The 21107-nt window shown below is 70.4% G+C and carries 18 protein-coding genes and 1 pseudogene; 12 read left to right on the top strand and 7 right to left on the bottom strand.

What is annotated here, in order from left to right; genetic code table 11:
* Positions 1-125: 125 nt before the first annotated feature.
* On the bottom strand, positions 126-461 hold the full coding sequence (locus ACZ4WS_RS18585; RefSeq protein ID WP_467981606.1) for a YnfA family protein: 336 nt from the start codon (positions 459-461) through the stop codon (positions 126-128).
* Positions 462-585: 124 nt separating this feature from the next.
* Here ACZ4WS_RS18585 and ACZ4WS_RS18580 point away from each other — a divergent pair, with 124 nt between their 5' ends.
* Positions 586-1071 carry a hypothetical protein gene (locus ACZ4WS_RS18580; RefSeq protein ID WP_467981604.1) on the top strand — a complete coding sequence of 162 codons (486 nt, stop codon included), beginning with the start codon at positions 586-588 and terminating at the stop codon, positions 1069-1071.
* A gap of 376 nt (positions 1072-1447) precedes the next feature.
* On the top strand, positions 1448-1936 hold the full coding sequence (locus ACZ4WS_RS18575; protein ID WP_467981703.1) for a MarR family winged helix-turn-helix transcriptional regulator: 489 nt from the start codon (positions 1448-1450) through the stop codon (positions 1934-1936).
* Here the strand turns inward: ACZ4WS_RS18575 and ACZ4WS_RS18570 are convergent.
* Entirely contained in the window at positions 1918-2325 is a 408-nt protein-coding gene (locus tag ACZ4WS_RS18570; protein ID WP_467981602.1) for a winged helix-turn-helix transcriptional regulator, read from the bottom strand. The genes ACZ4WS_RS18575 and ACZ4WS_RS18570 overlap by 19 nt on opposite strands.
* A 124-nt stretch (positions 2326-2449) precedes the next feature.
* On the opposite strand from ACZ4WS_RS18570, the gene ACZ4WS_RS18565 reads away from it, so the two are divergent.
* The gene (locus ACZ4WS_RS18565) at positions 2450-3340 is read left to right on the top strand and encodes an NADP-dependent oxidoreductase (protein WP_467981600.1); all 891 of its coding nucleotides are present in this window, start codon (positions 2450-2452) and stop codon (positions 3338-3340) included.
* A 26-nt stretch (positions 3341-3366) separates the two neighbouring features.
* On the opposite strand, the gene ACZ4WS_RS18560 is transcribed toward ACZ4WS_RS18565, so the two are convergent.
* Both ACZ4WS_RS18560 and ACZ4WS_RS18555 read right to left on the bottom strand, forming a co-directional pair.
* Positions 3367-4800: an MFS transporter gene (locus tag ACZ4WS_RS18560; protein WP_467981598.1), complete on the bottom strand. Its 1434-nt coding sequence runs from the start codon at positions 4798-4800 to the stop codon at positions 3367-3369.
* 186 nt (positions 4801-4986) lie between these two features.
* Positions 4987-5790, bottom strand: a complete 804-nt coding sequence (locus tag ACZ4WS_RS18555; protein ID WP_467981596.1) for a DUF6597 domain-containing transcriptional factor — start codon at positions 5788-5790, stop codon at positions 4987-4989.
* A 154-nt stretch (positions 5791-5944) separates the two neighbouring features.
* Between ACZ4WS_RS18555 and ACZ4WS_RS18550 the strand changes: the two genes are divergently transcribed.
* From ACZ4WS_RS18550 to ACZ4WS_RS18535, 4 genes are all read left to right on the top strand, one after another.
* Positions 5945-7036 (top strand): LLM class flavin-dependent oxidoreductase, encoded by a 1092-nt coding sequence (locus tag ACZ4WS_RS18550; RefSeq protein WP_467981594.1) that lies wholly within the window; start codon positions 5945-5947, stop codon positions 7034-7036.
* Positions 7033-7671 (top strand): FMN reductase, encoded by a 639-nt coding sequence (locus ACZ4WS_RS18545; RefSeq protein WP_467981592.1) that lies wholly within the window; start codon positions 7033-7035, stop codon positions 7669-7671. The genes ACZ4WS_RS18550 and ACZ4WS_RS18545 overlap by 4 nt, the downstream gene beginning before the upstream one ends.
* Positions 7672-7954: 283 nt before the next feature.
* On the top strand, positions 7955-8680 hold the full coding sequence (locus tag ACZ4WS_RS18540; protein ID WP_467981701.1) for a response regulator transcription factor: 726 nt from the start codon (positions 7955-7957) through the stop codon (positions 8678-8680).
* Between the two features lie 39 nt (positions 8681-8719).
* On the top strand, positions 8720-10117 hold the full coding sequence (locus tag ACZ4WS_RS18535) for a sensor histidine kinase (RefSeq protein WP_467981699.1): 1398 nt from the start codon (positions 8720-8722) through the stop codon (positions 10115-10117).
* A gap of 96 nt (positions 10118-10213) precedes the next feature.
* On the opposite strand, the gene ACZ4WS_RS18530 is transcribed toward ACZ4WS_RS18535, so the two are convergent.
* Entirely contained in the window at positions 10214-12166 is a 1953-nt protein-coding gene (locus ACZ4WS_RS18530) for an APC family permease (protein ID WP_467981590.1), read from the bottom strand.
* 769 nt (positions 12167-12935) lie between these two features.
* Between ACZ4WS_RS18530 and ACZ4WS_RS18525 the strand changes: the two genes are divergently transcribed.
* Together ACZ4WS_RS18525 and ACZ4WS_RS18520 are read left to right on the top strand one after the other, a co-directional pair.
* Positions 12936-13208 carry a hypothetical protein gene (locus ACZ4WS_RS18525; RefSeq protein WP_467981588.1) on the top strand — a complete coding sequence of 91 codons (273 nt, stop codon included), beginning with the start codon at positions 12936-12938 and terminating at the stop codon, positions 13206-13208.
* Between the two features lie 425 nt (positions 13209-13633).
* Positions 13634-13867, top strand: a pseudogene (locus tag ACZ4WS_RS18520) (sensor histidine kinase); the annotation flags it as partial.
* Here the strand turns inward: ACZ4WS_RS18520 and ACZ4WS_RS18515 are convergent.
* Both ACZ4WS_RS18515 and ACZ4WS_RS18510 read right to left on the bottom strand, forming a co-directional pair.
* A complete protein-coding gene (locus tag ACZ4WS_RS18515) occupies positions 13853-15838 on the bottom strand; it encodes an APC family permease (protein WP_467981697.1) in 1986 nt (661 codons plus the stop codon). The pseudogene ACZ4WS_RS18520 and the gene ACZ4WS_RS18515 overlap by 15 nt on opposite strands.
* A gap of 231 nt (positions 15839-16069) precedes the next feature.
* The gene (locus ACZ4WS_RS18510) at positions 16070-16624 is read right to left on the bottom strand and encodes a hypothetical protein (RefSeq protein WP_467981586.1); all 555 of its coding nucleotides are present in this window, start codon (positions 16622-16624) and stop codon (positions 16070-16072) included.
* 534 nt (positions 16625-17158) lie between these two features.
* On the opposite strand from ACZ4WS_RS18510, the gene kdpF reads away from it, so the two are divergent.
* From kdpF to kdpB, 3 genes are read left to right on the top strand one after another with little or no spacing between them, the layout of a single operon-like run.
* Positions 17159-17248 carry a K(+)-transporting ATPase subunit F gene (gene kdpF, locus ACZ4WS_RS18505; RefSeq protein WP_033264828.1) on the top strand — a complete coding sequence of 30 codons (90 nt, stop codon included), beginning with the start codon at positions 17159-17161 and terminating at the stop codon, positions 17246-17248.
* 8 nt (positions 17249-17256) lie between these two features.
* On the top strand, positions 17257-18957 hold the full coding sequence (gene kdpA, locus ACZ4WS_RS18500; protein WP_467981584.1) for a potassium-transporting ATPase subunit KdpA: 1701 nt from the start codon (positions 17257-17259) through the stop codon (positions 18955-18957).
* On the top strand, positions 18954-21083 hold the full coding sequence (kdpB, locus tag ACZ4WS_RS18495) for a potassium-transporting ATPase subunit KdpB (protein ID WP_467981582.1): 2130 nt from the start codon (positions 18954-18956) through the stop codon (positions 21081-21083). The genes kdpA and kdpB overlap by 4 nt, the downstream gene beginning before the upstream one ends.
* The last annotated feature ends 24 nt before the right edge of the window (positions 21084-21107 follow it).

Below are 21107 nucleotides of genomic sequence, written 5' to 3'. Positions count from 1 at the left end.
CTCGGGTGGGGCCCCGTGGTCTCGGGCGGGGCCCGGGTGGGCTCGGGCGTGTGTACGGCAATCCTCGCCAGGATAGGCAGGTGGCGGGTGTTGGCGTCCAGCTGTCCGGGTTTCGGTGGGTGCGGTCAGTTGCCGCGTGGCGCGTACATGATTACGGCCATTCCGGCCAGGCAGATCAGCGCGCCCGTGACGTCCCAGCGGTCTGGGCGGTAGCCGTCCGCGACCATGCCCCAGGCGATCGATCCGGCGACGAAGATGCCGCCGTACGCGGCGAGGATGCGGCCGAACTCGGCGTCCGGCTGGAGGGTCGCCACGAAGCCGTACACGCCGAGCGCCATGACGCCCGCGCCGATCCAGAGCCAGCCGCGGTGCTCGCGTACGCCCTGCCAGACCAGCCAGGCGCCGCCGATCTCGAAGAGCGCGGCGAGGACGAAGAGGCCGGCGGAGCGGACGATCAGCATGGGGTCAGCTTTCCACGCGGCGTTCCGTCACCTGATGGACGGCGCCTGTCTGGGGCGCGGGGGTGGGATGTATGCGGTGACCTGGGTGGTTGGCCCCGGCTGGCTGAGTGGAGGGTGTGACGGCATGGGGATTCTTTGGGTGAGGGGTGCGAGGGGCGCGGTGGGTGTCTTGGGTGCGGGGGTGGTGTTGGGCGTGAGTGCGGTGTCGCCTGCGGTTGCTCTTGGGCCCGAGGCCGATCTCGCCTATCACGGGTACGTGTCCATGGCGGCCGGGAGCGTCCGTGTTGTGCTGACCCCGCAGAACCACGGCCCGAACGCCGTCGTCGACGCGACGGTCCGGCTGCGCTGGTCGGCCCCGATCGAGGACCGGCAGAGCCTGCCGGGGGGCTGTGCGAGGTCGGGTGAGCAGGCGGTGGTGTGCCGGACGGGGGCGCTGGGGGCGGGTGACCTGGGGGAGGAGATCAAGCTGGAGGTACGGCTGCTGGGGGCGCCGTCCGAGGTGACGATGGAGATCGACACGGTGTGGGGCGGTGGTGCGGTGGACCGTAATCCTGCGAATGATCGGCAGCGGGTGTTGGCGTTGGACACCGGAGACTCGTACGTGTTCTAGCGGGGCGCTTTGGGCGGGGGGCGCCCGCGGGTCGGTGGCGGGTCGCCTGTCGCCGGGTGGTGGGTCGGGGCCGCGCCGGTACATCCGCCCGCATCCGAACGGATCGGCTGTGGGTGAGCAGGGTGCTGTCTCTTCTTGATCCGTTCGGCTGCGGGCATTTGATGTACCGGCACGGCCCCTTCCGTGGTCTGGCGGCTGCGGGGGCGTGGGGGATTGGGTGTCAGCCCCGGTACGGGCCTTTACGTGTGTTGGAGGGTGCGGGGCGTGGGGGCTTGGGTGTCAGCCCCGGTGCGGTCCTTTCTGTGCGGGTGTGCTGGGGGTTGCGGCGGTGGCTGCGTCGTACGATTTCTGCTTGGCGCAGATGAAGGGTGTGGGCATGTCGGGGAACGGGCGGGAGCGGTTGCTCGAGGAGTTGTCCACGGTGTCGCGGCGTTATATGGCGTCGTACGCGCTCTTCAATCAGGCCGTCGCTGATTATGTGGGGCTGCATCCCACGGATCTGCAGTGTGTGAATCTGCTCAGCCTGGAGGACGAGCCCGTGACGACGGGGCGGATCGCGGAGCTGACCGGGCTGACGACGGGCTCGGCGACTCGGCTGGTGGACCGGCTCGAGAAGGCGGGCTATGTCGTGCGGGAGCGGGACGCGGTGGACCGGCGGCGGGTGCTCGTGGCGATCGTGCCGGAGAAGGTTGTTGAGTTCGGGCGGATGTGGGACCGGTTGGGCGGCGGTTGGTACCAACTCTTCGATGGGCTCGAGGATGACGAACTCGCCCTGATCATCGGGCACATGCGGCGCACCGTCGACTTCAGCGCGGAGCAGATCGCGCGGCTGCGGGGCGGGGGCCTTCAGGACGACGCGTCGTAGCTCTCCCGTGCCTCGTTGACCTCTTCGATGTGCAGCTCCGCCCAGTCCTTCACGGCGGAGAGCAGGCAGCTGAGGCTGGTGCCGAGGGGGGTCAGCTCGTAGTCGACGCGGACGGGCACGGACGGGGTGACGGTTCGGGCGACGAGGCCGTCGCGTTCCAGTGAACGCAGCGTCTGCGTCAGCATTTTGGGGCTGACGCCCGCGATCTTGCGGCCGAGGTCGCTGTAGCGCATCGACGATCCGTCGGCGTCGGCGAGCGCGCTGACGACCAGGCTGACCCACTTGTCGCTGATGCGGTCGAGGAGCTGGTTGGTGGGGCAGCTCTTGATGAACGCGTCGTACTCGACGCGTGCCTGCTCGCGCCGCTGGGCCGCGGTCGTGGTCGCCATGGCTCACCTCCGGGTGACGTACGCACCTTCAGGTGCCTACTTACCGAAAGAGAGTAACTCTTCCTAGGGTTGTTGCAACGGAGAAGATACCTGTGCAAATGGCCTGTAAATGGGGAGAGTTGACATGCGTGCAGCGGTTGTGACGGCTTTTGGTGGTCCGGAAGCCGTGGAGATCGTCGAGGTCGAGGTGCCGGAGCCGGGTGCCCGGCAGGTGCGGATCAAGGTCGCGGCCGCCGCGCTCAATCCGGTCGACGCGGGGGTGCGCGCGGGCGGCTTCGGGGGTGCGGGCAAGCGGCTGGGGCTGGGGTGGGATGTGGCCGGGACCGTCGATGCGACGGGCGTGGCCACGGGCTGGAGGGTCGGTGACGAGGTGGTGGCGCTGGCCTACGGCACCGCCAAGTCCCTTGGTACGCACGCCGATTACGTGGTGGTGGACGCGGATGCCGTGGCCAAGGCGCCCGCCTCGGTCGACGCGGTGCGGGCGGCGACCGTGCCCCTGAACGCCCTCGCGGCGTCCCAGGCCCTGGACCTGCTGGCCCTGGAGCCGGGGCAGAGTCTGCTGGTCACGGGTGCGGCGGGCGCGGTCGGTGGTTACGCCGTGCAGCTCGCCGTCCACCGTGGCCTGTCGGTGACCGCCCTTGCCCGGGAGGCCGACGAGGAGCTCGTACGGTCGCTGGGGGCGGCCCGGTTCGTGTCGGGTGCCGTGGCGGCGGGGAGCGTGGACGGGGTCCTGGACGCGGCGCTCCTCGGTGAGGCGGCGTTGGAGTGGGTGCGGGACGGCGGTGCCTTCGTGGGGGTGATTCCGGGGGCCCATCCGGCGTCCGTGCGGGGGGTGCGGACCGACTCGGTGGAGGTCGCAGCCGACGGGGCGCGGCTCGCGGAGCTGGCGGCGCTCGTCGACGAGGGCGCGCTGACGCCGCGGGTCGCCGAGACGTACGCGCTGGACGAGGCGGCCAAGGCGCACGCCCGGCTGGCAGAGGGTGGGGTGCGGGGGCGGGTCGTTCTCCTTCCCTGAGGTGCTGTGAGTGTTCGTGTGCGTGCTCAGTGGTGCTGCTCCTGTGCCTTGTGCGGCAGGAGTCGTACGAGGGGAGCGCACAGGAGGGTGACGGCGGCGACGGCGGTGAGGCTCACGGTGGTGGCGTGGGCCTCGCCGCCGCCGGTCTTGAAGTAGACGGTGGTGACGGCGGCGGCCCCGATCGCGTTCGCGAGCTGCTGGACCGCGCCGAGGGAGCCGCCGGCGCTGCCCGCCTCGTCGGGGGCGATGTCGCCGATGGTGACGTCGTACATCGAGCCGAAGCAGGTGCCCATGCCGAGTCCGACGATCAGCAGGGGCGGGACCAGGGCCCAACTGCCGGTGTCCGTGCCGGAGGTGGACGTGAGGGCGAGCAGGTAGCCGGTCCCGGTGAGGGTGATCAGCAGACCGATGAGGACGAGCCTGCGGCCCAGGCCTCCGATCAGGCGGTAGCAGGCGATGGACGCGATGACGATGCCCGCGGACAGCGGCATGAGGCCGAGGGCGGCGCCCGCGGGGGAGCGGCCGAGGCCCTGCTGCAGGAAGAGCGAGACGACGTAGAGGAGACCGGCGACGGCGGCGAAGAAGACGACGCCGAGGACGAGTCCGGAGGTGAAGCCCCGGTTGTGCAGGAGGGAGGGCTGGATCAGGGGGTTGGCGGCGGTGCGCTGGCGGTGGCAGAAGAGGGCGAAGAGGGTGAGTCCGGCGAGCAGGAGGGCTGCCGGGGTCGCGGTCCAGCCGTGCGCCGAGCCCTCGATGAGGCCGGAGAGCAGGCCGAGCATGGCGGCGCCGAGGAGGGTGGAGCCGGGGCCGTCGACGGTGACCGTGCGGTCGCCGGTGTCGCGGGGGAGCAGGCGGGCGGCGGCGAGCAGGGCCGCACCGCCGAGGACGAGGTTGATGAGGAACATCGGGCGCCAGCCGAGGCCTGCGAGGTCCGTGTCGATGAGGAACCCGGCGAGGATCGGGCCGCCGACGGCCGAGAGCCCCATCACGGGGCCGAAGAGGCTGTAGGCCTTGCCGATCTGGTCCCGGGGCCAGGTGGCGCCGAGGATGCCGAAGCCCTGCGGGATGACGAGTGCGCCGAAGGCGCCCTGGGCCAGGCGGGCGGCGACGAGTGTCTCCGGGTTCACCGCGAGGCCGCAGGCGACCGAGGCCGCGGTGAACCCGGCGAGGCCGGCGAGGAAGAGGCGGCGGCGGCCGTACTTGTCGCCGAGCCGCCCGCCGAGGACGAGCAGCACGCCGAGGGCGAGGGCGTAGGAGGCGCCGAGCCACTGGACGAGGCTCGCGCCGCCGCCGAGGTCCTGGGTGATGGTCGGGGCGGCGATGTTCGTGATCGTGGCGTCGAGGAGGTCGAGGACGTCGGCGGCGAGGACGATTCCGAGGATTGCCCAGCGGGTGGGGGTGGACGTGGGGGTGGGTGGCCGTGGGGGTTTTTCTTTTGTGTCGTGCAGTGTCTGCGTCACGCAGGTAAATGTGCCGGATGGGGGATGGGGCGGTCAAGGGGTTATTCGCAAACGCCGGAGACGGTGAGATCTTCCAGCCCGTCCGGCGTTTGAGGACGAGGCCGTTCAGGCCGATGCGGGGGCCTGGGCGCGGAGCCCCGGGTGCGGGGAGGGTAGGGGCGGACGGGGGCGAAGAACCGCCTGGCCTCAGCGCACCCCGCTCGCGTAGGCCGTAGGCGGAACCCCCACCGTCGCCGTGAAGTCCCGTACCAGGTGGGCCTGGTCGGCATAGCCGAGGTCGGCGGCCAGGCCGGCCCAGTCGACCGGGGTGGGGGCCTCCGCGTGCTCCAGGGCCTCGTGGATGCGATACCTCAGGATGATCCACTTCGGGCCGACGCCGACGTACGCGGCGAAGAGGCGTTGCAGGGCGCGTACCGTCATGCCCTCGGCGCGGGCGAAGTCGCCGACGTGACGGATCGTGCGGTCGCCGCGGATGCGGTCGACGAGGGTCATCGCGAGGTCGGCCTCCGGGTCGGGTGCCGGTGCGAGGCTCAGCAGGAACGCGTCGAGCGCGGCCACGCGCGCGTGCTCGTCGTCCGGGGTGAGGACCGCCGCGGGGTCGGTCTCCGGGAAGACCTCGGGCAGCGCCACCCGCCGGCCGGTCCACTCCGTCACCGCGTGAGCGGGAGCGAAGGGGCGGAAGCCGCCCGGCCGGAACTGGATTCCGCACACCCGGCCTCGCCCCTCCAGCTTCTGCGTGAACAGTTCGAGCCCGATGCCCGCCACCTCGCCGAAGGGTCTGTGGCCGGTGTAGCTCTGGAAGACGACGTTCACCGACGGGTGCGGGACCACGTGGGAGGCGTACGGCTGGGGCAGGTCCCAGTCGATCAGCCAGTAGTGCTCCAGGTAGGAGCGCAGCGGCTCGGCGGGTTCATGGCGCCGGAAACGTACGCGCGAGAAGAGTTCCGACGCGTCGACGATGCCTCGGGTGTCACGGCGTGGGGCGGCCATGACGGGATCGTAGGACCAGGGTCTGACAGTCGGGGGCGGGCGGGGGTGGTCGGCCACAGGCGGGGCGGTCGGGGGTGGTCGGGGAATAGCCCGGTGGGGGGGTGTCGTTTGAGGGTATAGTTGAATCGTAAACAACCTGGAGGATGAGGCGACCATGCAGTTCGGGATCTTCAGCGTCGGCGATGTCACAGCGGACCCGACCACAGGCCGGGCGCCGAGTGAGCACGAGCGCATCAAGGCCATGGTCGCCATCGCCCAGAAGGCCGAGGAGGTCGGCCTGGACGTCTTCGCGACCGGCGAGCACCACAACCCGCCGTTCGTGCCGTCGTCGCCGACCACCATGCTCGGCTACGTCGCCGCGCGCACCGAGAAGCTCATCCTCTCCACCTCCACCACCCTCATCACCACCAACGACCCGGTGAAGATCGCCGAGGACTTCGCGATGCTCCAGCATCTGGCGGACGGCCGGGTCGATCTGATGATGGGGCGCGGCAACACCGGCCCGGTCTACCCCTGGTTCGGGCAGGACATCCGGCAGGGCATCAACCTCGCCATCGAGAACTACGCGCTGCTGCACCGGCTGTGGCGCGAGGACGTCGTGACCTGGGAGGGGAAGTTCCGTACGCCGCTGCAGTCGTTCACCTCGACGCCGCGGCCGCTGGACGGCGTACCGCCGTTCGTCTGGCACGGCTCGATCCGTTCGCCCGAGATAGCCGAGCAGGCCGCCTACTACGGCGACGGCTTCTTCCACAACAACATCTTCTGGCCCGCCGACCACACCAAGCGGATGGTCGAGCTCTACCGGGAGCGGTACGCGCACTACGGGCACGGCACCGCCGAGCAGGCGATCGTCGGGCTGGGTGGGCAGGTGTTCATGCGGCGTAACTCGCAGGAGGCGGTGCGGGAGTTCCGGCCGTACTTCGACAACGCGCCGGTGTACGGGCACGGACCGTCGCTGGAGGACTTCACCGACCAGACTCCGCTGACCGTCGGCTCGCCGCAGCAGGTGATCGAGAAGACGCTGTCCTTCCGGGAGTACGCCGGTGACTACCAGCGGCAGTTGTTCCTGGTGGACCACGCGGGGCTGCCGCTGAAGACCGTCCTCGAGCAGATCGAGTTGCTGGGCGAGGAGGTCGTACCCGTCCTGCGCGAGGAGTTCGCCAAGGGCCGCCCGGCCGGCGTGCCGGACGCGCCCACCCACCAGTCGCTGCTCGCCACCGCTTCGGAAGGGGTGACCGTCGCATGAAGGTCGTCGTCGTCTCGGCGGGGCTGAGTGTCCCGTCGTCCACACGGCTCCTCGCCGACCGGCTGGCCGCCGCCACGGCCGACCGGGCCCCGGTGGAGATCCAGGTCGTGGAGCTGCGCGACCTCGCCGTCGAGATCGCCCACAACTTCACGAACGGGTTCCCCGGCGGGGCGCTGTCCGCCGCGATCGACGCGGTGACGTCTGCGGACGGGCTGATCGTCGTCACGCCGGTCTTCTCGGCCTCCTACAGCGGGCTCTTCAAGTCCTTCTTCGACGTGCTGAGCGTCAGCGACAAGGACGCGCTCGCCGGGAAGCCGGTGCTGGTCGGCGCGACCGGTGGCACGGCTCGGCACTCGCTCGTCCTGGAGCACGCGTTGCGGCCCCTCTTCGCCTATCTGCGGGCCGTCGTCGTGCCGACCGCCGTGTACGCCGCCTCCGAGGACTGGGGGGCGGAGGGGCTGGCCGACCGGATCGACAGGGGTGCGGGGGAGCTGGTGGGGCTGATGGTGGGGCTGTCCGCCGGGAGGGCCGTGCGGGGGGCTGCCGTGGAGGCCGCCATGGAGGCCGAGGCCCACGCGGTCGGTGACTTCCAAGTGGTCCCCTTCGAGCAGCAGCTCGCGGCATTGCGGCCGTAGGGGCATCGGGGGATGTGGAGGGGCGGGGCGTAGGGGGCGTGCGGTGGCTTGGGTATTGGGTTTTCGCCCCCGCCGCCCCTGCCCTTCCCGTCCCTGAGGGCTCCGCCCCCAGACCCCCGTATTGCGCTGACGTGCTCGTCCGCAAACGCCGGACGGGCTGGATGGTGCCGGCCGGGGCTGAAGGGCGGGAGCGGGTGAGAGGCCGGTAAGAAGCCTGGCGGACCCCCGTTCATCAGGTGGTGTGTGGCCGGGGGCTTGGCAGACTGGTGGGGTGCCCCAGAATCTGCTGCTCGCCGAGGACGACCGTGCCATCCGTCATGCCCTGGAGAGGGCGCTGACGCTGGAGGGCTATGAGGTGACGGCCGTCGCCGACGGGGTGGAGGCGCTCGCCCAGGCCCACCGCACGCCGCCGGACGTGCTCGTCCTCGACGTGATGATGCCCGGTATCGACGGCCTCCAGGTGTGCCGCGTGCTGCGCGCGGAGGGGGACCGTACGCCCATCCTGATGCTCACCGCGCTCGTCGAGACCGCCGACCGTATCGCGGGTCTGGACGCGGGCGCCGACGACTACGTGGTCAAGCCCTTCGACGTGGAGGAGGTCTTCGCCCGGCTGCGGGCCCTGCTGCGCCGCACGGGGGACGGGAACGCGAGCGGTGCCTTCGGGGACATATCGGGGTCGGTATCGGCGTCGAAGGAGGTCCAGGGGGCGGGGCAGATCGCCGCGGCCGGGCTGCGCATGGACATCCAGGCGCGGCGCGCCTGGCGCGAGCAGCGTGAGCTGGAGCTGACGCGGACCGAGTTCGAGCTCCTCGAGCTGCTCGTCCGCAATGCCGGCATCGTCCTCGACCACGCCACGATCTACGACCGGATCTGGGGCTACGACTTCGGCCCGGGCTCCAAGAACCTCGCCGTGTACGTTGGCTATCTGCGACGCAAGCTCGACCAGCCGGGGGCCCCGGCACTGATCCACACGGTACGGGGCGTGGGGTATGTCCTGAGGGAGGACTGAGTGCCCCACGCACGGCTCACCGGGCTCCGCTTCCGGCGGATGTCCTCTCTGCGGGCCACCTTCACCCTGTCCTTCGCGGCCGTGGCCGCCGCCGTCACCGTGCTCGTCGGCTTCCTGAGCTACGACGCCGCCGCCCGGCTCGTGCGGGTGGACCAGCAGACCGTGTTCGCCGAGGTCGTGCGGGACCTGCGCGGCCAGGTGATGGAGAAGCCGCTGGACCCGGGCGACTTCTCGTCGACCGACCCCGATCACGACGGGCCGCTCGACGACATCATCCGGCCCAGCCGTACGGACGTACAGGTGCTCGGGCCCGGCGGCGCGATCGCCGACCGCGGCAGGCCGCAGCTGCCCGTCGACAGCCACGACCGGGCGATCGCCGACGACGGGACGGCGGGCAAGGTGGAGGAGCACAAGGAGGTCGATGTCGGCGGCGACCGCTACCGGGTGGCGACCGTCTCCCTCGGCGGCGGGCGGGGCGCGGTGCAGGTCGCTCAGCAGTTCAGCGACACGGAGGATCTGCTGAACGAGCTCCAGCAGCGGACCGTGGTGCTCGTCGGGGCCGTCGTGATCGCCTCGGGGCTGTTCGGGTGGTGGCTGGCGCGGCGGATAACCCGGCGGCTCGTGCGGCTCGCGGGGGCCGCGGAGGACGTGGCGCGGACCGGGCGGCTCGGCATTCAGGTGCCGGTCACCGGGTACGACGAGGTGGCCCGGCTCGGGCGCTCCTTCGATCGGATGCTCGGCCGTCTCGCCCGGTCCGAGGAGGACCAGCGGCGCCTGGTCCAGGACGCGGGCCATGAACTGCGTACGCCGCTGACGTCCCTGCGTACGAACATCTCGATGCTGCGGCGGATCGACGAACTTCCGCCCGCCGCGCGCGAGGAGCTGGTCGCCGACCTGGCCCAGGAGTCCCGCGAACTGACCGATCTCGTCAACGAGTTGGTGGCCCTCGCGGCGGGGCGCTCCGACACCGAGCCGGTGCGGCGGCTCGACCTCGCCGAGCTCGCCGACGACGTCGCGATCGTCGCGCGGCGGCGCAGTGGGCGTGACATCAGTGTCCGGGCGAGCGGTGACACGAGCGTCGACGGGCGGCCTACCGCCCTGCAGCGGGCGATCTCCAATCTGGTCGAGAACGCGGCCAAGTTCGACCGGGAGGTCCGGGGGCCGATCGAGATCGTGGTCACGGGCCGCGAAGGCGTCGTCCGGGTGAAGGTGCTCGACCGCGGGCCCGGTATGTCCGACAGCGACCTGGTCCGCGTCTTCGACCGCTTCTACCGTGCCGCCGATGCCCGCAGCCTGCCCGGTTCCGGGCTCGGCCTGTCCATCGTCCGCGAGGTGGCGACGGCCCACGGCGGTGCACCGTTCGCCTTCCGGCGGGAAGGGGGAGGCTCGGTGATCGGGTTCACGGTGGGGGAGCGCAGTTCTGGGGATGAGGGCTGACGGTAGCGGGGGTCTGGGGGCGGCAGCCCCCAGGTACGGGACGGGTAGGGGCGGGGGGGCGAAAAACCATCCTGGCCAGGCGCCGCGCACCCGTCCTCAGCCCACGTGGACCCGGGGCCGCCGCGCGCGGTCCGGTTCCGCCTCGCGGAGGACCTCGCGGGTGACGGGGGCGACCTCGCCCTGGCCGAAGAGGAAGAAGCGGAGGAAGTTGGCGAAGGGGTTGCCCTCGGTCCACTCGAAGTAGATGTGCGGGGTGCTGCCGGTGGTGTCACGGACGTGCAGGAGGAGGGCGGCCAGGGCGTTGGGGATGGAGGAGGACTCCAGGGTCAGGACGCGGTAGCGGCCGTGCAGGACCTCGCCGCGGACGTTCAGGCCCGCCTCGAACTCCGAGGGGTCCAGGACGGTGACCTCGAGGAAGACGAAGTCCTCCTGGGCCGGGAGGTCGTTGTCCTTGCGGATCTGCTCGATCTTCTCGCGGTACTCGGTGATGTCGCGGTTGTCGGGCTCGTTGGCGATGAACCGGAGGCGGCGGCTGGCGATGTCGCGTACGAAGCGTTCCGCCATGTCGTCCAGGGCCACGCTGGTGACCCGCAGTTCGAAGGCGCGGGCGAGCCGGGAGAGGAGCGAGACGAGGATGATGCCGGCGATGAAGCAGGCGCCGATCTTCACGCCGTCGGGGCGCTCGATGACGTTCACGACGGTCGTGTAGAGGAAGACCGCCGAGATGACGGCGAAGGCGATCGTCCAGTTGCGCTGCCCGGCCTTGCGCGCGGCGATGGTGACGGCGATGGCGGCGGAGCTGATGAGGACGAGGACACCGGTGGCGTACGCGCCGCCCTGCGCGTCGACGTCGGCGTCGAAGATCCAGGTGACCAGGAACGCCACCAGGGTGAAGACGATCACCATGGGGCGGACGGCGCGCGCCCAGTGCGGGGCCATGCCGTAGCGGGGCAGGTAGCGGGGCATGAGGTTCAGGAGTCCGGCCATGGCGGAGGCGCCGGCGAACCACAGGATGGCGATGGTGGAGACGTCGTAGACCGTGCCGAAGGCGTTGCCGAGGTACTCGTGCGCCAGGTACGCGAGGGCGCGGCCGTTGGCCTGGCCGCCCGACTTGAACTCCTGCTCCGGGATGAGCACGGTGGTGATGAAGCTGGTCACGATCAGGAACACGCTCATGATCACGGCGGCGGTGGTCAGCAGCTTCTTCGTGCCCCGGATACGGCCCGTGGGCTTCTCCTCGGTGTCGCCGGGTTCGCCCTCGACATGCGGCATGACCGCCACGCCGGTCTCGAAGCCGGACAGGCCGAGCGCGAGCTTCGGGAAGACCAGCAGGGCCACCCCGATCATGGCGAAAACGTTTCCGTGCTCGGCGGTCAGGGCCGTGGACCAGTCGGTGACCACGTGCTCTTCCGTGAGCACGTGCCAGAGCCCCGAGACCGCGACCACCACATTGAGCCCCAGGTAGATCCCCACCAGGACGACCGCGACGCCGATCGCCTCCAGGAAGCCCTTGAGGAAGACCGCGCCCAGCAGGGCCACGAGGGTGAGGGTGATCACCATCTGCTTGTCGTGCAGCACGCTGGTCAGGTGCGGGTTCTCCACCAGGTGGGTGGAGGCGTCCGCCGCCGAAAGGGTGATGGTGATCAGGAAGTCGGTGGCGGCGAAGCCGAGCAGGGTGAGGACGAAGAGCTTGCCCTGCCAGAAGGACAGCAGCCGCTCCAGCATCGCGATCGAGCCCTCGCCGTGCGGGCTCTCCTCGGCCACCCGCCGGTACACCGGCAGTGCGCCCGCCAGAGTGACGATGACGAGCACGATGGTCGCCACGGGCGACAGCAGCCCGGCGGCCAGCGCGGCGATGCCCGGCTGATAGCCCAGCGTGGAGAAGTAGTCGACACCCGTCAGGCACATCACCCGCCACCACCGCTGCCCCTTGTGCGTGGGCTCGGGCGGCGCGTGGGGCCCCTGCTGGTGCTTGGCCATGTCGGACAGGCCCTCCAGCATCCACGCACGCAGACGTCTGGTGCGAGCGGCGGGGTCGACGGTGGCCATCGGCGTGCTCCTGACGTGCTGCCAAGCGTGGGGTTCCGGCCATCACGTCGGACGACCGGGCCGGCGTATGCAACCAGTGATCCACAGGCCCAGGGTCTCGCGCACGCTGAGAGGAACGTCTCCGCTTGTCCGTGCCGCCCATTGTGGTGGTCGGGGGCGGGGTCGGCACGACGAGGTCTCGCCGGACGTGGCCCTGTGCGGCGAGTGAGCCGCGGTCGGCGGGGGCCCCGGCCGCGTAGTGGACGTACTCGCGCTCCAGGCGGCAGCCCGCCGTCCAGGCCGGCAGGCGGCTGGCGCGGTTGAGGACCGAGCAGTTCCAGCTGGGGATGTGGCCGCGTGCGGTGATGTCCGTGGGGGAATCCAGCCCGGCCGGACACCCGAACTGTCCAGTGCGGAACGGAATGTGCGGGTCTCCTACGGGTCCCGGGCCGCCCGCGTCAAAGGCTCGTCAAGGTCACCTGAGAAGGCATCAGGGGCGCGTCAAGGTACGGCGTGCGTGGCCGAAACCGGTCGCAGACTGAGCGGCACGGGGGACGGGCGACCGTCCGTGGCGTGACGTTGGAGGGCTCATGACCTCCCCCAAGTTCTCGGCTTCGCTCGAACAGGGGGGACCCCCATGGCCGTCACCACGCGCAGTCCTGATGCGGGGGCCGGAACCGGCGCACAGCCGCAGCGCGGACCGGCCGCCCCGCCCGCGGGCGGGCCCGGCCCGCGGCCACGACGGGGGTCGCGGCCGGGTGGTCCGGGGCGACGCCTGAAGCGTGAGGCCGTGGTCGCGTGGGCCGCTCTGCGCCGCCGCTACTGGGTCACTCTGCCCGCGCGGCTGCGTCTCCTGCGCGCGGCCACGGTCTCGCTCGCCGTCGCCCTGGCCCTGCTGCTCGCGCTGGCCGGGCTCGCGGCCACCGGCACCTGGAACAGCGTCGCCGGACGCGACGCACCCCACACCACCAGCGCCGCCGACCTCGACCTTGCCCTCGATCTTGACGTCGGCGCGGGCTGCCTTGGGAAGATGTGGGGCGAGAGGCGCGACGGGTCGTGGTGAGCGTCTGACCGGGCTGGTTGGAGGACGAGTTGCCGAGGCGTTCCCGCTCCGTGTCGCCGGGATCGCCCACCGGAGGACGGCGCCCCCTTCGACCCGCCCGGCGCAACTCTCCTCCTGCTCCGGCGCAACTCCCCTCCTGCTCCGGCGCCTTCTGATCCTGCGCCTTCTGGTCCCGCGCCACGAGAGTGGCCGCGGTGGCTGGAGCTGTTCGTGGTACCGGCGGTCCTGCTCCTGATCGGATCGGTGATTCCCTCCGCGTGGGGATGGGCCAGTGATGCGATCTCGGGTCCGCCGGGACTCAAGGCGGCGGCACCGGGGCTCAGCGGCTGCGGAGCACGGTATTCGGCGTCCACGGGCGCGGAGTTGAAGCAGGGCCGGGCGACGCTGGAAACCGGGATTCCCGTGGTGGCCAAGAAGTTCGAGGACTGCGTGTCGTCGACCGCGGCCCCGGCCTGCCGCCCACCGACCGCGACCGGCTCTTCGAACCCTTCCAGCGGCTGGGCGACACCGACAACACGACCGGCCTGGGGCTGGGCCTCGCCCTGTCCCGGGGCCTGACCGAGGCGATGGACGGCACTCTCACGCCGGAGGACACCCCGGGCGGCGGGCTGACGATGGTGCTGTCGCTGCCCTTCGCCGAGCGGTCACTGGCGCCGTGACCCGACCCGGGGCTTCTGGTTCTGCGGCTCCCCGCGCCGGAACGAGCCGGGCGCCCGGGCCGCCGGGCGGTCGGCGTGTTCCGAGGAGGTCAGCTGCCAGGGGACGCTGGTGACCATGACGCCGGGGGTGAAGAGCAGGCGGCTCTTGAGCCACAGGGCCGACTGGTTGTGCAGGAGGTTCTCCCACCAGTGGCCCACGACGTACTCGGGGATGAAGACGGCGACGACGTCGCGCGGGCTCTCGCGGCGGATGGAGCGGACGTACTCGACGACGGGGCGGGTCACCTCGCGGTACGGGGAGTCGATGATCTTCAGCGGGACTTCGATGCCGTACTCCTCCCAGCGTCTGCGCAGCGCGGCCGCCTCGTCGCGGTCGACCGAGACCGTCAGGGCCTCCAGCCGGTCGGGGCGGAAGGCGCGCGCGTAGGCGAGGGCCCGCAGCGTCGGCTTGTGCAGGGTGGATACCAGGACGATGCCCAACACCCGTGAAGGGAGCGTGAGTTCGCTCTTCGGGTCGGTCACCGCCAGCTCCGCCGCCGTGGCGTCGTAGTGCCGCCTGATCCCGCGCATCATCACCCACAGCACGATCGCCGCGAGCACCGCCAGCCACGCGCCCTGGGTGAACTTGGTGGCGAGCACGATCACCAGGACCAGGCCGGTGACGACCGAGCCGACCGCGTTGATGACGCGCGCGACCTCGTGCTGCCGCCGCAGCGCCGGGTCGGGCCGGCTGCGCAGCTCGCGGTTCCAGTGCCGGACCATGCCGAGCTGGGAGAGCGTGAAGGAGGTGAACACGCCCAGGATGTAGAGGTGGATGAGACTGGTGACGTTCGCCTTGAAGCCCCACAGCAGCAGTCCGGCGACGATCGCCAGGGCCAGGATGCCGTTCGAGAAGGCCAGGCGGTCGCCCCGGTTGTGCAACTGGCGTGGCAGATAGCGGTGTTGAGCCAGGATCGACGACAGGAGAGGGAAGCCGTTGAAGGCCGTGTTCGCGGCCAGGATCAGGACCAGTGCCGTCGCGGCCTGGATGAAGTAGAAGCCGACGCTGTGTTCGCCGCCGAAGACCGCGGCCGCGATCTGCGCGATGACGGTGCGCTGGGTGTACGAGGAGCAGTTGCCGTCCAGGCCCGTCAGCCGGCACGCGTTGTCGGTGATCCGCACCTTGGTGATCAGCGCCAGCGCGGTGACGCCGACGAACATGACGATCGCGATGATGCCCATCGCCGCCATCGTCGAGGCCGCGTTCTTCGACTTGGGCTTGCGGAACGCCGGTACGCCGTTGGAGATCGCCTCCACCCCGGTCAGCGCCGTACAGCCGGAGGAGAACGCGCGCAGCACCAGCATCAGCAGGGCCAGGCCTGTGAGGTGCGCGTCCGAGGGGTCGGGCGTGATGCCGTACTTGGCGCTCTCGGCGACCGGCGCGTCCCCGAGGGCGTACCGGATCAGGCCCGTGATCACCATGACGAGCACGCCGCCGATGAAGAGATACGTGGGCGCGGCGAAGGCCCGCCCCGACTCGCGTACGCCCCGCAGGTTCATGGCGGTCAGGATCGCGACGAAGCTGATCGCCAGCAGGACGCGGTGGTCGGCGAGTTGAGGGAGGGCCGAGATGATGTTGTCGACGCCGGAGGCGACGGAGACGGCCACCGTCATGACGTAGTCGACGAGGAGCGAGGCGGCGACGACCAGACCGGCCGAGGGGCCGAGGTTCGTGGACACCACCTCGTACGAGCCGCCGCCGCTCGGGTACGCGTGCACCACCTGGCGGTACGACAGCACCACGACCGTCATCAGCGCCACCACCGCCGCCGCGACCCACGGCGTGAAGTGGAGGTAGGCGAGGCCGCCGAGGGTGAGGACGAGCAGGATCTCCTGGGTCGCGTACGCCACCGACGAGAGTGGGTCGGAGGCGAAGATCGGGAGGGCGAGCCGCTTGGGCAGCAGCGTCTCCTGCAGCTCTTCGCTGCGCATGGCCCGGCCGATCACCAGCCGCTTGAGGATCCCCGTCACGTTGAACACGGGCGGAGAGTAAGCCGGGTGAGGGGGTCGCAGGGGGAGGGCGAGGGGCCCGCAGGGCGTTAAGGGACCGTTAGGGTTTCACCGAACGCGTACATATGGAGCAAAAGGACGTCGGTTCATCGATCGCGCGTTCGAGCGCGGCGGTTCGGGCCGAGCGGGCCGCTCGCCCGGCGGCTCCCGGGGCTACTCCAGCCCCGACACCTTGAACACCGTGAGCGCCGTCTCGCGGTCGATCCGCTCCGAGACCCGGCGCAGCGCGGTCGCCCCGCACGTCAGTGAGCCGCTCAGGGCGGAGACCCGCGCGTCCTCGTCGAGGCGGTGCCACAGCGGGGGGTTGGCGACCAGGACCCGGGGGTCGATCTCGAGCCGAGTGCCGAAGGTGTCCCGCAGCACGAGCCGCTGTCCGACCCCGTCCAGGCAGCGCACCGACACCAGGTGGTCGGTCCGCACGCGCTGCGTGCCCCGCAGCCCGCGCGAGGCCAGCCAGCCCTGACCGGCGGCGACCCGGGTGGGGTAGAGGACCAGGAACAGCAGCACCGCGAGCGTGACCCAGAGCGTGGCGCGCAGCGGCGTGAGAGTGCCGGCGACCCGGTCGATCAGCAGCAGGAGGGCGAGGAGTGCGGCGGCGCAACGGATCGAGCTGCGCAGGTCCCTGGCCCAGAGTCGGTCGTGCACCACTTCCGCGGCGGGGGCGTCGACCGGGCGGCCCGCGGCGCTGCGGCGTTCCATGAGACCCATAAGACCGACGGTAGATACCCGGAGGGCCGGAGGCAGTACGCCTTGACGGGTCTTTGATGGGCCGGGGCGTCAAGGTTTCGACAAGGGCGGGGCGTTCGGCGCGAGGAACGCGCAAGAGGCGTACGGGTGCGGCCGGACGCGGGCACAACCTGGGCTGAGCCCGCGCACCGCCTCCCCGCGTGCGCGGGGGCTCACAGGCCGTGCACGCGGCCGTACCAGGCCGTTGTCCGCGGCCGTGCCAGGCCGTCGCGCGCGGCCGTACGCGAAGGAGCCCGCGTCCCATGTCCGTCCTGACCGCCGCGCCCGGCGCACCTCGCGTGGCCTCGGCCGTAAGGGATGCGTCAAGGGCGTACGAGCCGCCGTAAGGGAGCCGTCAACGGCGGTCGAATCCGGCCACGGAGGGGCTTTCCTCTAACCGTCCGATCCGTTTCTGAACCTCATCCAGGAGCTCACGATGGCCGACGTGGCCTTCGTCGTCACCACGATCGCGGTGTTCGCGCTGGTGGCCCTCGTCGCCAAGGGGGTGACCAAGCTGTGACCGCCGAAAACATCGTCGGCCTCGTCGTGGCCGTCGCCCTGCTGGGCTATCTCGTCCTCGCCCTCGTCTTCCCGGAGAGGTTCTGAGCACCGATATGAGCCCCGTCCTCGCCGGCGTGCTCCAGCTGCTCGCTCTCATAGCGGCACTGGCACTCGCCTACCGTCCCCTCGGCGACTACATGGCCAAGGTCTACGCCTCCGACAAGCACCTGCGCGTCGAGAAGTGGATCTACAAGGGCATCGGCGCCAACCCGAACACCGAGATGCGCTGGCCCGCGTACCTGCGCGGCGTCCTCGCCTTCTCGGCGGTCAGTGTCCTCTTCCTGTACGTGCTTCAGCGCGTCCAGGGTCGCCTGCCCGGCTCGCTCGGGTTCCAGTCCATCGACCCGGACCAGGCGTTCAACACCGCCGCGTCCTTCGTGACGAACACCAACTGGCAGTCGTACTACGGCGAGCAGGCCATGGGCCACGTCGTGCAGACCGCCGGCCTCGCGGTGCAGAACTTCGTCTCCGCCGCGGTCGGTATCGCCGTCGCGGTGGCCCTCGTACGCGGCTTCTCCCTCCCCCACTCTCGGCTTCGCTCGAGCGGGGGGACCCCCATCCGCACCGGTGAGCTCGGCAACTTCTGGGCCGACCTGGTGCGCGGCACGGTCCGCATCCTGCTGCCGCTCTCCGTCGTCGCCGCGATCATCCTGGTCGCCTGCGGCGCGATCCAGAACTTCGCCGGGATCCACTCGGTCGGCCAGTTCATGGGCGGCTCGCAGCAGTGGAACGGCGGCGCGGTCGCCTCGCAGGAGGCCATCAAGGAGGTCGGCACCAACGGCGGCGGTTACTTCAACGCCAACAGTGCCCACCCCTTCGAGAACCCCACCCCGTTCTCGAACCTCTTCGAGATCTTCCTGCTCCTGGTCATCCCGTTCTCGCTGACCCGCACCTTCGGCCGCATGGTCGGCAGCCTCAAGCAGGGCTACGCGATCCTCGCCACCATGGCGACCATCTGGGTCGGCTTCATCGCCCTGATGATGTGGACCGAGTTCGCCCACCACGGCCCGGCGTTCGACATCGCCGGCGCCGCGATGGAGGGCAAGGAGACCCGCATCGGCGTCGGCGGTTCCTCGATCTTCGCGGTGTCCACGACGCTGACCTCGACGGGCGCGGTGGACTCCTTCCACTCCTCGTTCACCGGCCTCGGCGGCGGCATCACCATGCTGGGCATGCAGCTGGGCGAGATCGCGCCCGGTGGTACCGGCTCCGGCCTCTACGGCATGCTGATCATGGCGATCATCGCGGTGTTCATCGCCGGTCTGATGGTCGGCCGCACCCCCGAATACCTGGGCAAGAAGATCGGCACCCGCGAGATCAAGTTCGCGGCCTGCTACATCCTCATCACCCCGGCGCTGGTGCTCATCTTCACCGCCGCGGCGATGGCGCTGCCCACCCCGGGCCACTCGATGACCAACAGCGGGGCGCACGGATTCTCCGAGATCCTGTACGCCTACTCCTCGGGCGCCAACAACAACGGCTCGGCCTTCGCGGGTCTGAACGTCGACACGCGGTGGTTCAACACCACCATCGGCCTCGCGATGCTGCTCGGCCGCTTCGTGCCGATGATCTTCGTCCTCGCGCTGGCCGGTTCGCTCGCCGAGCAGCAGCCGGTCCCGGCCACCGCGGGCACCCTGCGCACCGAAAGGCCGCTGTTCACCGGTCTGTTGGTCGGCGCGATCCTGATCATCACCGGTCTGACCTACTTCCCGGCGCTCGCGCTGGGTCCGCTGGCCGAGGGGCTGGCGTCATGACCACTCGTACAGAGAACCAAGAGGACTCGATGTCCACAGCCACTCCGACCCGGGCGCCGCACAGCGATGTGCCGACCGGCCACAAGCCCGACGAAGGACGTGTGGGCGCGGGTCTCTTCGACCCCAAGCAGCTGCTCAAGTCGCTGCCGGACGCCTTCCGCAAGCTCGACCCGTGGCTGATGGTCAAGTCCCCCGTGATGTTCGTGGTGTTGGTCGGTTCCGTGCTTACGACGGTCTTCTCCTTCAAGGACCCGGGCGACTGGTTCGGCTGGGCGATCAGCGCCTGGCTGTGGCTGACCGTCGTCTTCGCCAACCTGGCGGAGGCGGTGGCCGAGGGCCGTGGCAAGGCGCAGGCGGACACGCTGCGCAGGGCCAAGACCGACACGGTGGCCAGGCGGCTCGTCGGGGACCGTGAAGAGCAAGTCCCCGGCACGGAGCTGCGGGTCGGCGACCTGGTCGTCTGCGAGGCGGGCGACATCATCCCGGGCGACGGTGACGTCGTCGAGGGTGTGGCGAGCGTCGACGAGTCGGCGATCACCGGTGAGTCGGCCCCGGTCATCCGCGAGTCCGGCGGCGACCGCAGTGCCGTCACCGGCGGTACGAAGGTCCTCTCCGACCGGATCGTCATCAAGATCACGACGAAGCCGGGCGAGACCTTCATCGACCGGATGATCGCCCTGGTCGAGGGCGCCGCACGGCAGAAGACGCCCAACGAGATCGCGCTGAACATCCTGCTGGCCTCTTTGACCGTCGTCTTCCTCCTTGCCGTCGCCACCCTGCCGCCGTTCGCGGACTACGCGGGTACGCACCTCACGATGGTCGTCCTGGTGGCCCTGCTGGTTTGCCTGATCCCGACCACGATCGGCGCGCTGCTCTCCGCCATCGGTATCGCGGGCATGGACCGGCTGGTCCAGCGCAACGTCCTGGCGATGTCGGGCCGCGCGGTCGAGGCCGCCGGTGACGTCTCCACGCTGCTGCTCGACAAGACCGGCACCATCACCCTCGGCAACCGCCAGGCCTCCGAGTTCGTGCCGGTGACCGGCACCACCGAGGCCGAGGTCGCCGGCGCCGCCCAGCTGTCGTCGCTGGCCGACGAGACGCCCGAGGGCCGCTCCATCGTCGTGCTGGCGAAGGAGAAGTACGGGCTGCGCGAGCGGCACCAGGGTGAGCTGGCCGGTGCCGAGTGGATCGCCTTCACCGCCCAGACCCGGATGTCGGGTGTGGACGTCGACGGGCGCAAGATCCGCAAGGGCGCGGCCGGTTCGGTCATCGCCTGGGTCCAGGAGCAGGGCGGCGAGGTGTCCCAGGACGCCGACACCCTGGCCAACCGGATCTCCGAGGCGGGCGGCACGCCGCTGCTCGTGGCCGTCGAAGACACCGACGGGGGCCGGGTGTTGGGCGTCATCCACCTCAAGGACGTTGTCAAGGAAGGCATGCGCGAGCGGTTCGACGAGCTGCGCCGCATGGGCATCAAGACCGTCATGATCACGGGTGACAACCCGCTGACGGCCAAGGCGATCGCCGACGAGGCGGGCGTCGACGACTTCCTCGCGGAGGCGACTCCCGAGGACAAGATGGCGCTCATCAAGCGGGAGCAGGCGGGCGGCAAGCTCGTCGCGATGACCGGTGACGGCACGAACGACGCGCCCGCGCTGGCCCAGGCGGACGTGGGTGTGGCCATGAACACCGGTACCTCGGCCGCCAAGGAGGCCGGGAACATGGTGGACCTGGACTCCAACCCCACCAAGCTCATCGAGATCGTGGAGATCGGCAAGCAGTTGCTGATCACCCGGGGCGCGCTGACGACGTTCTCCATAGCCAACGACGTCGCGAAGTACTTCGCGATCATCCCGGCGCTGTTCGCGGCGGTCTATCCGGGCCTGGACAAGCTCAACATCATGCACCTGTCCTCGCCCGACTCCGCGATCCTGTCCGCGGTCATCTTCAACGCGCTGATCATCATCGCGTTGGTGCCGCTCGCCCTGCGGGGTGTGCGGTACCGGCCGATGAGCGCAGACAAGATGCTGCGGCGCAATCTCGGGATCTACGGCATCGGCGGCCTGATCGCCCCCTTCATCGGCATCAAGATCATCGACCTGGTCATCTCCCTCATCCCCGGGCTGTAACTTTTTGAAAGCGTGCTGATCACC

The sequence above is a fragment of the Streptomyces sp. NPDC029292 genome (assembly GCF_055569295.1).
This window is presented reverse-complemented; position numbering and strand designations above follow the sequence as displayed.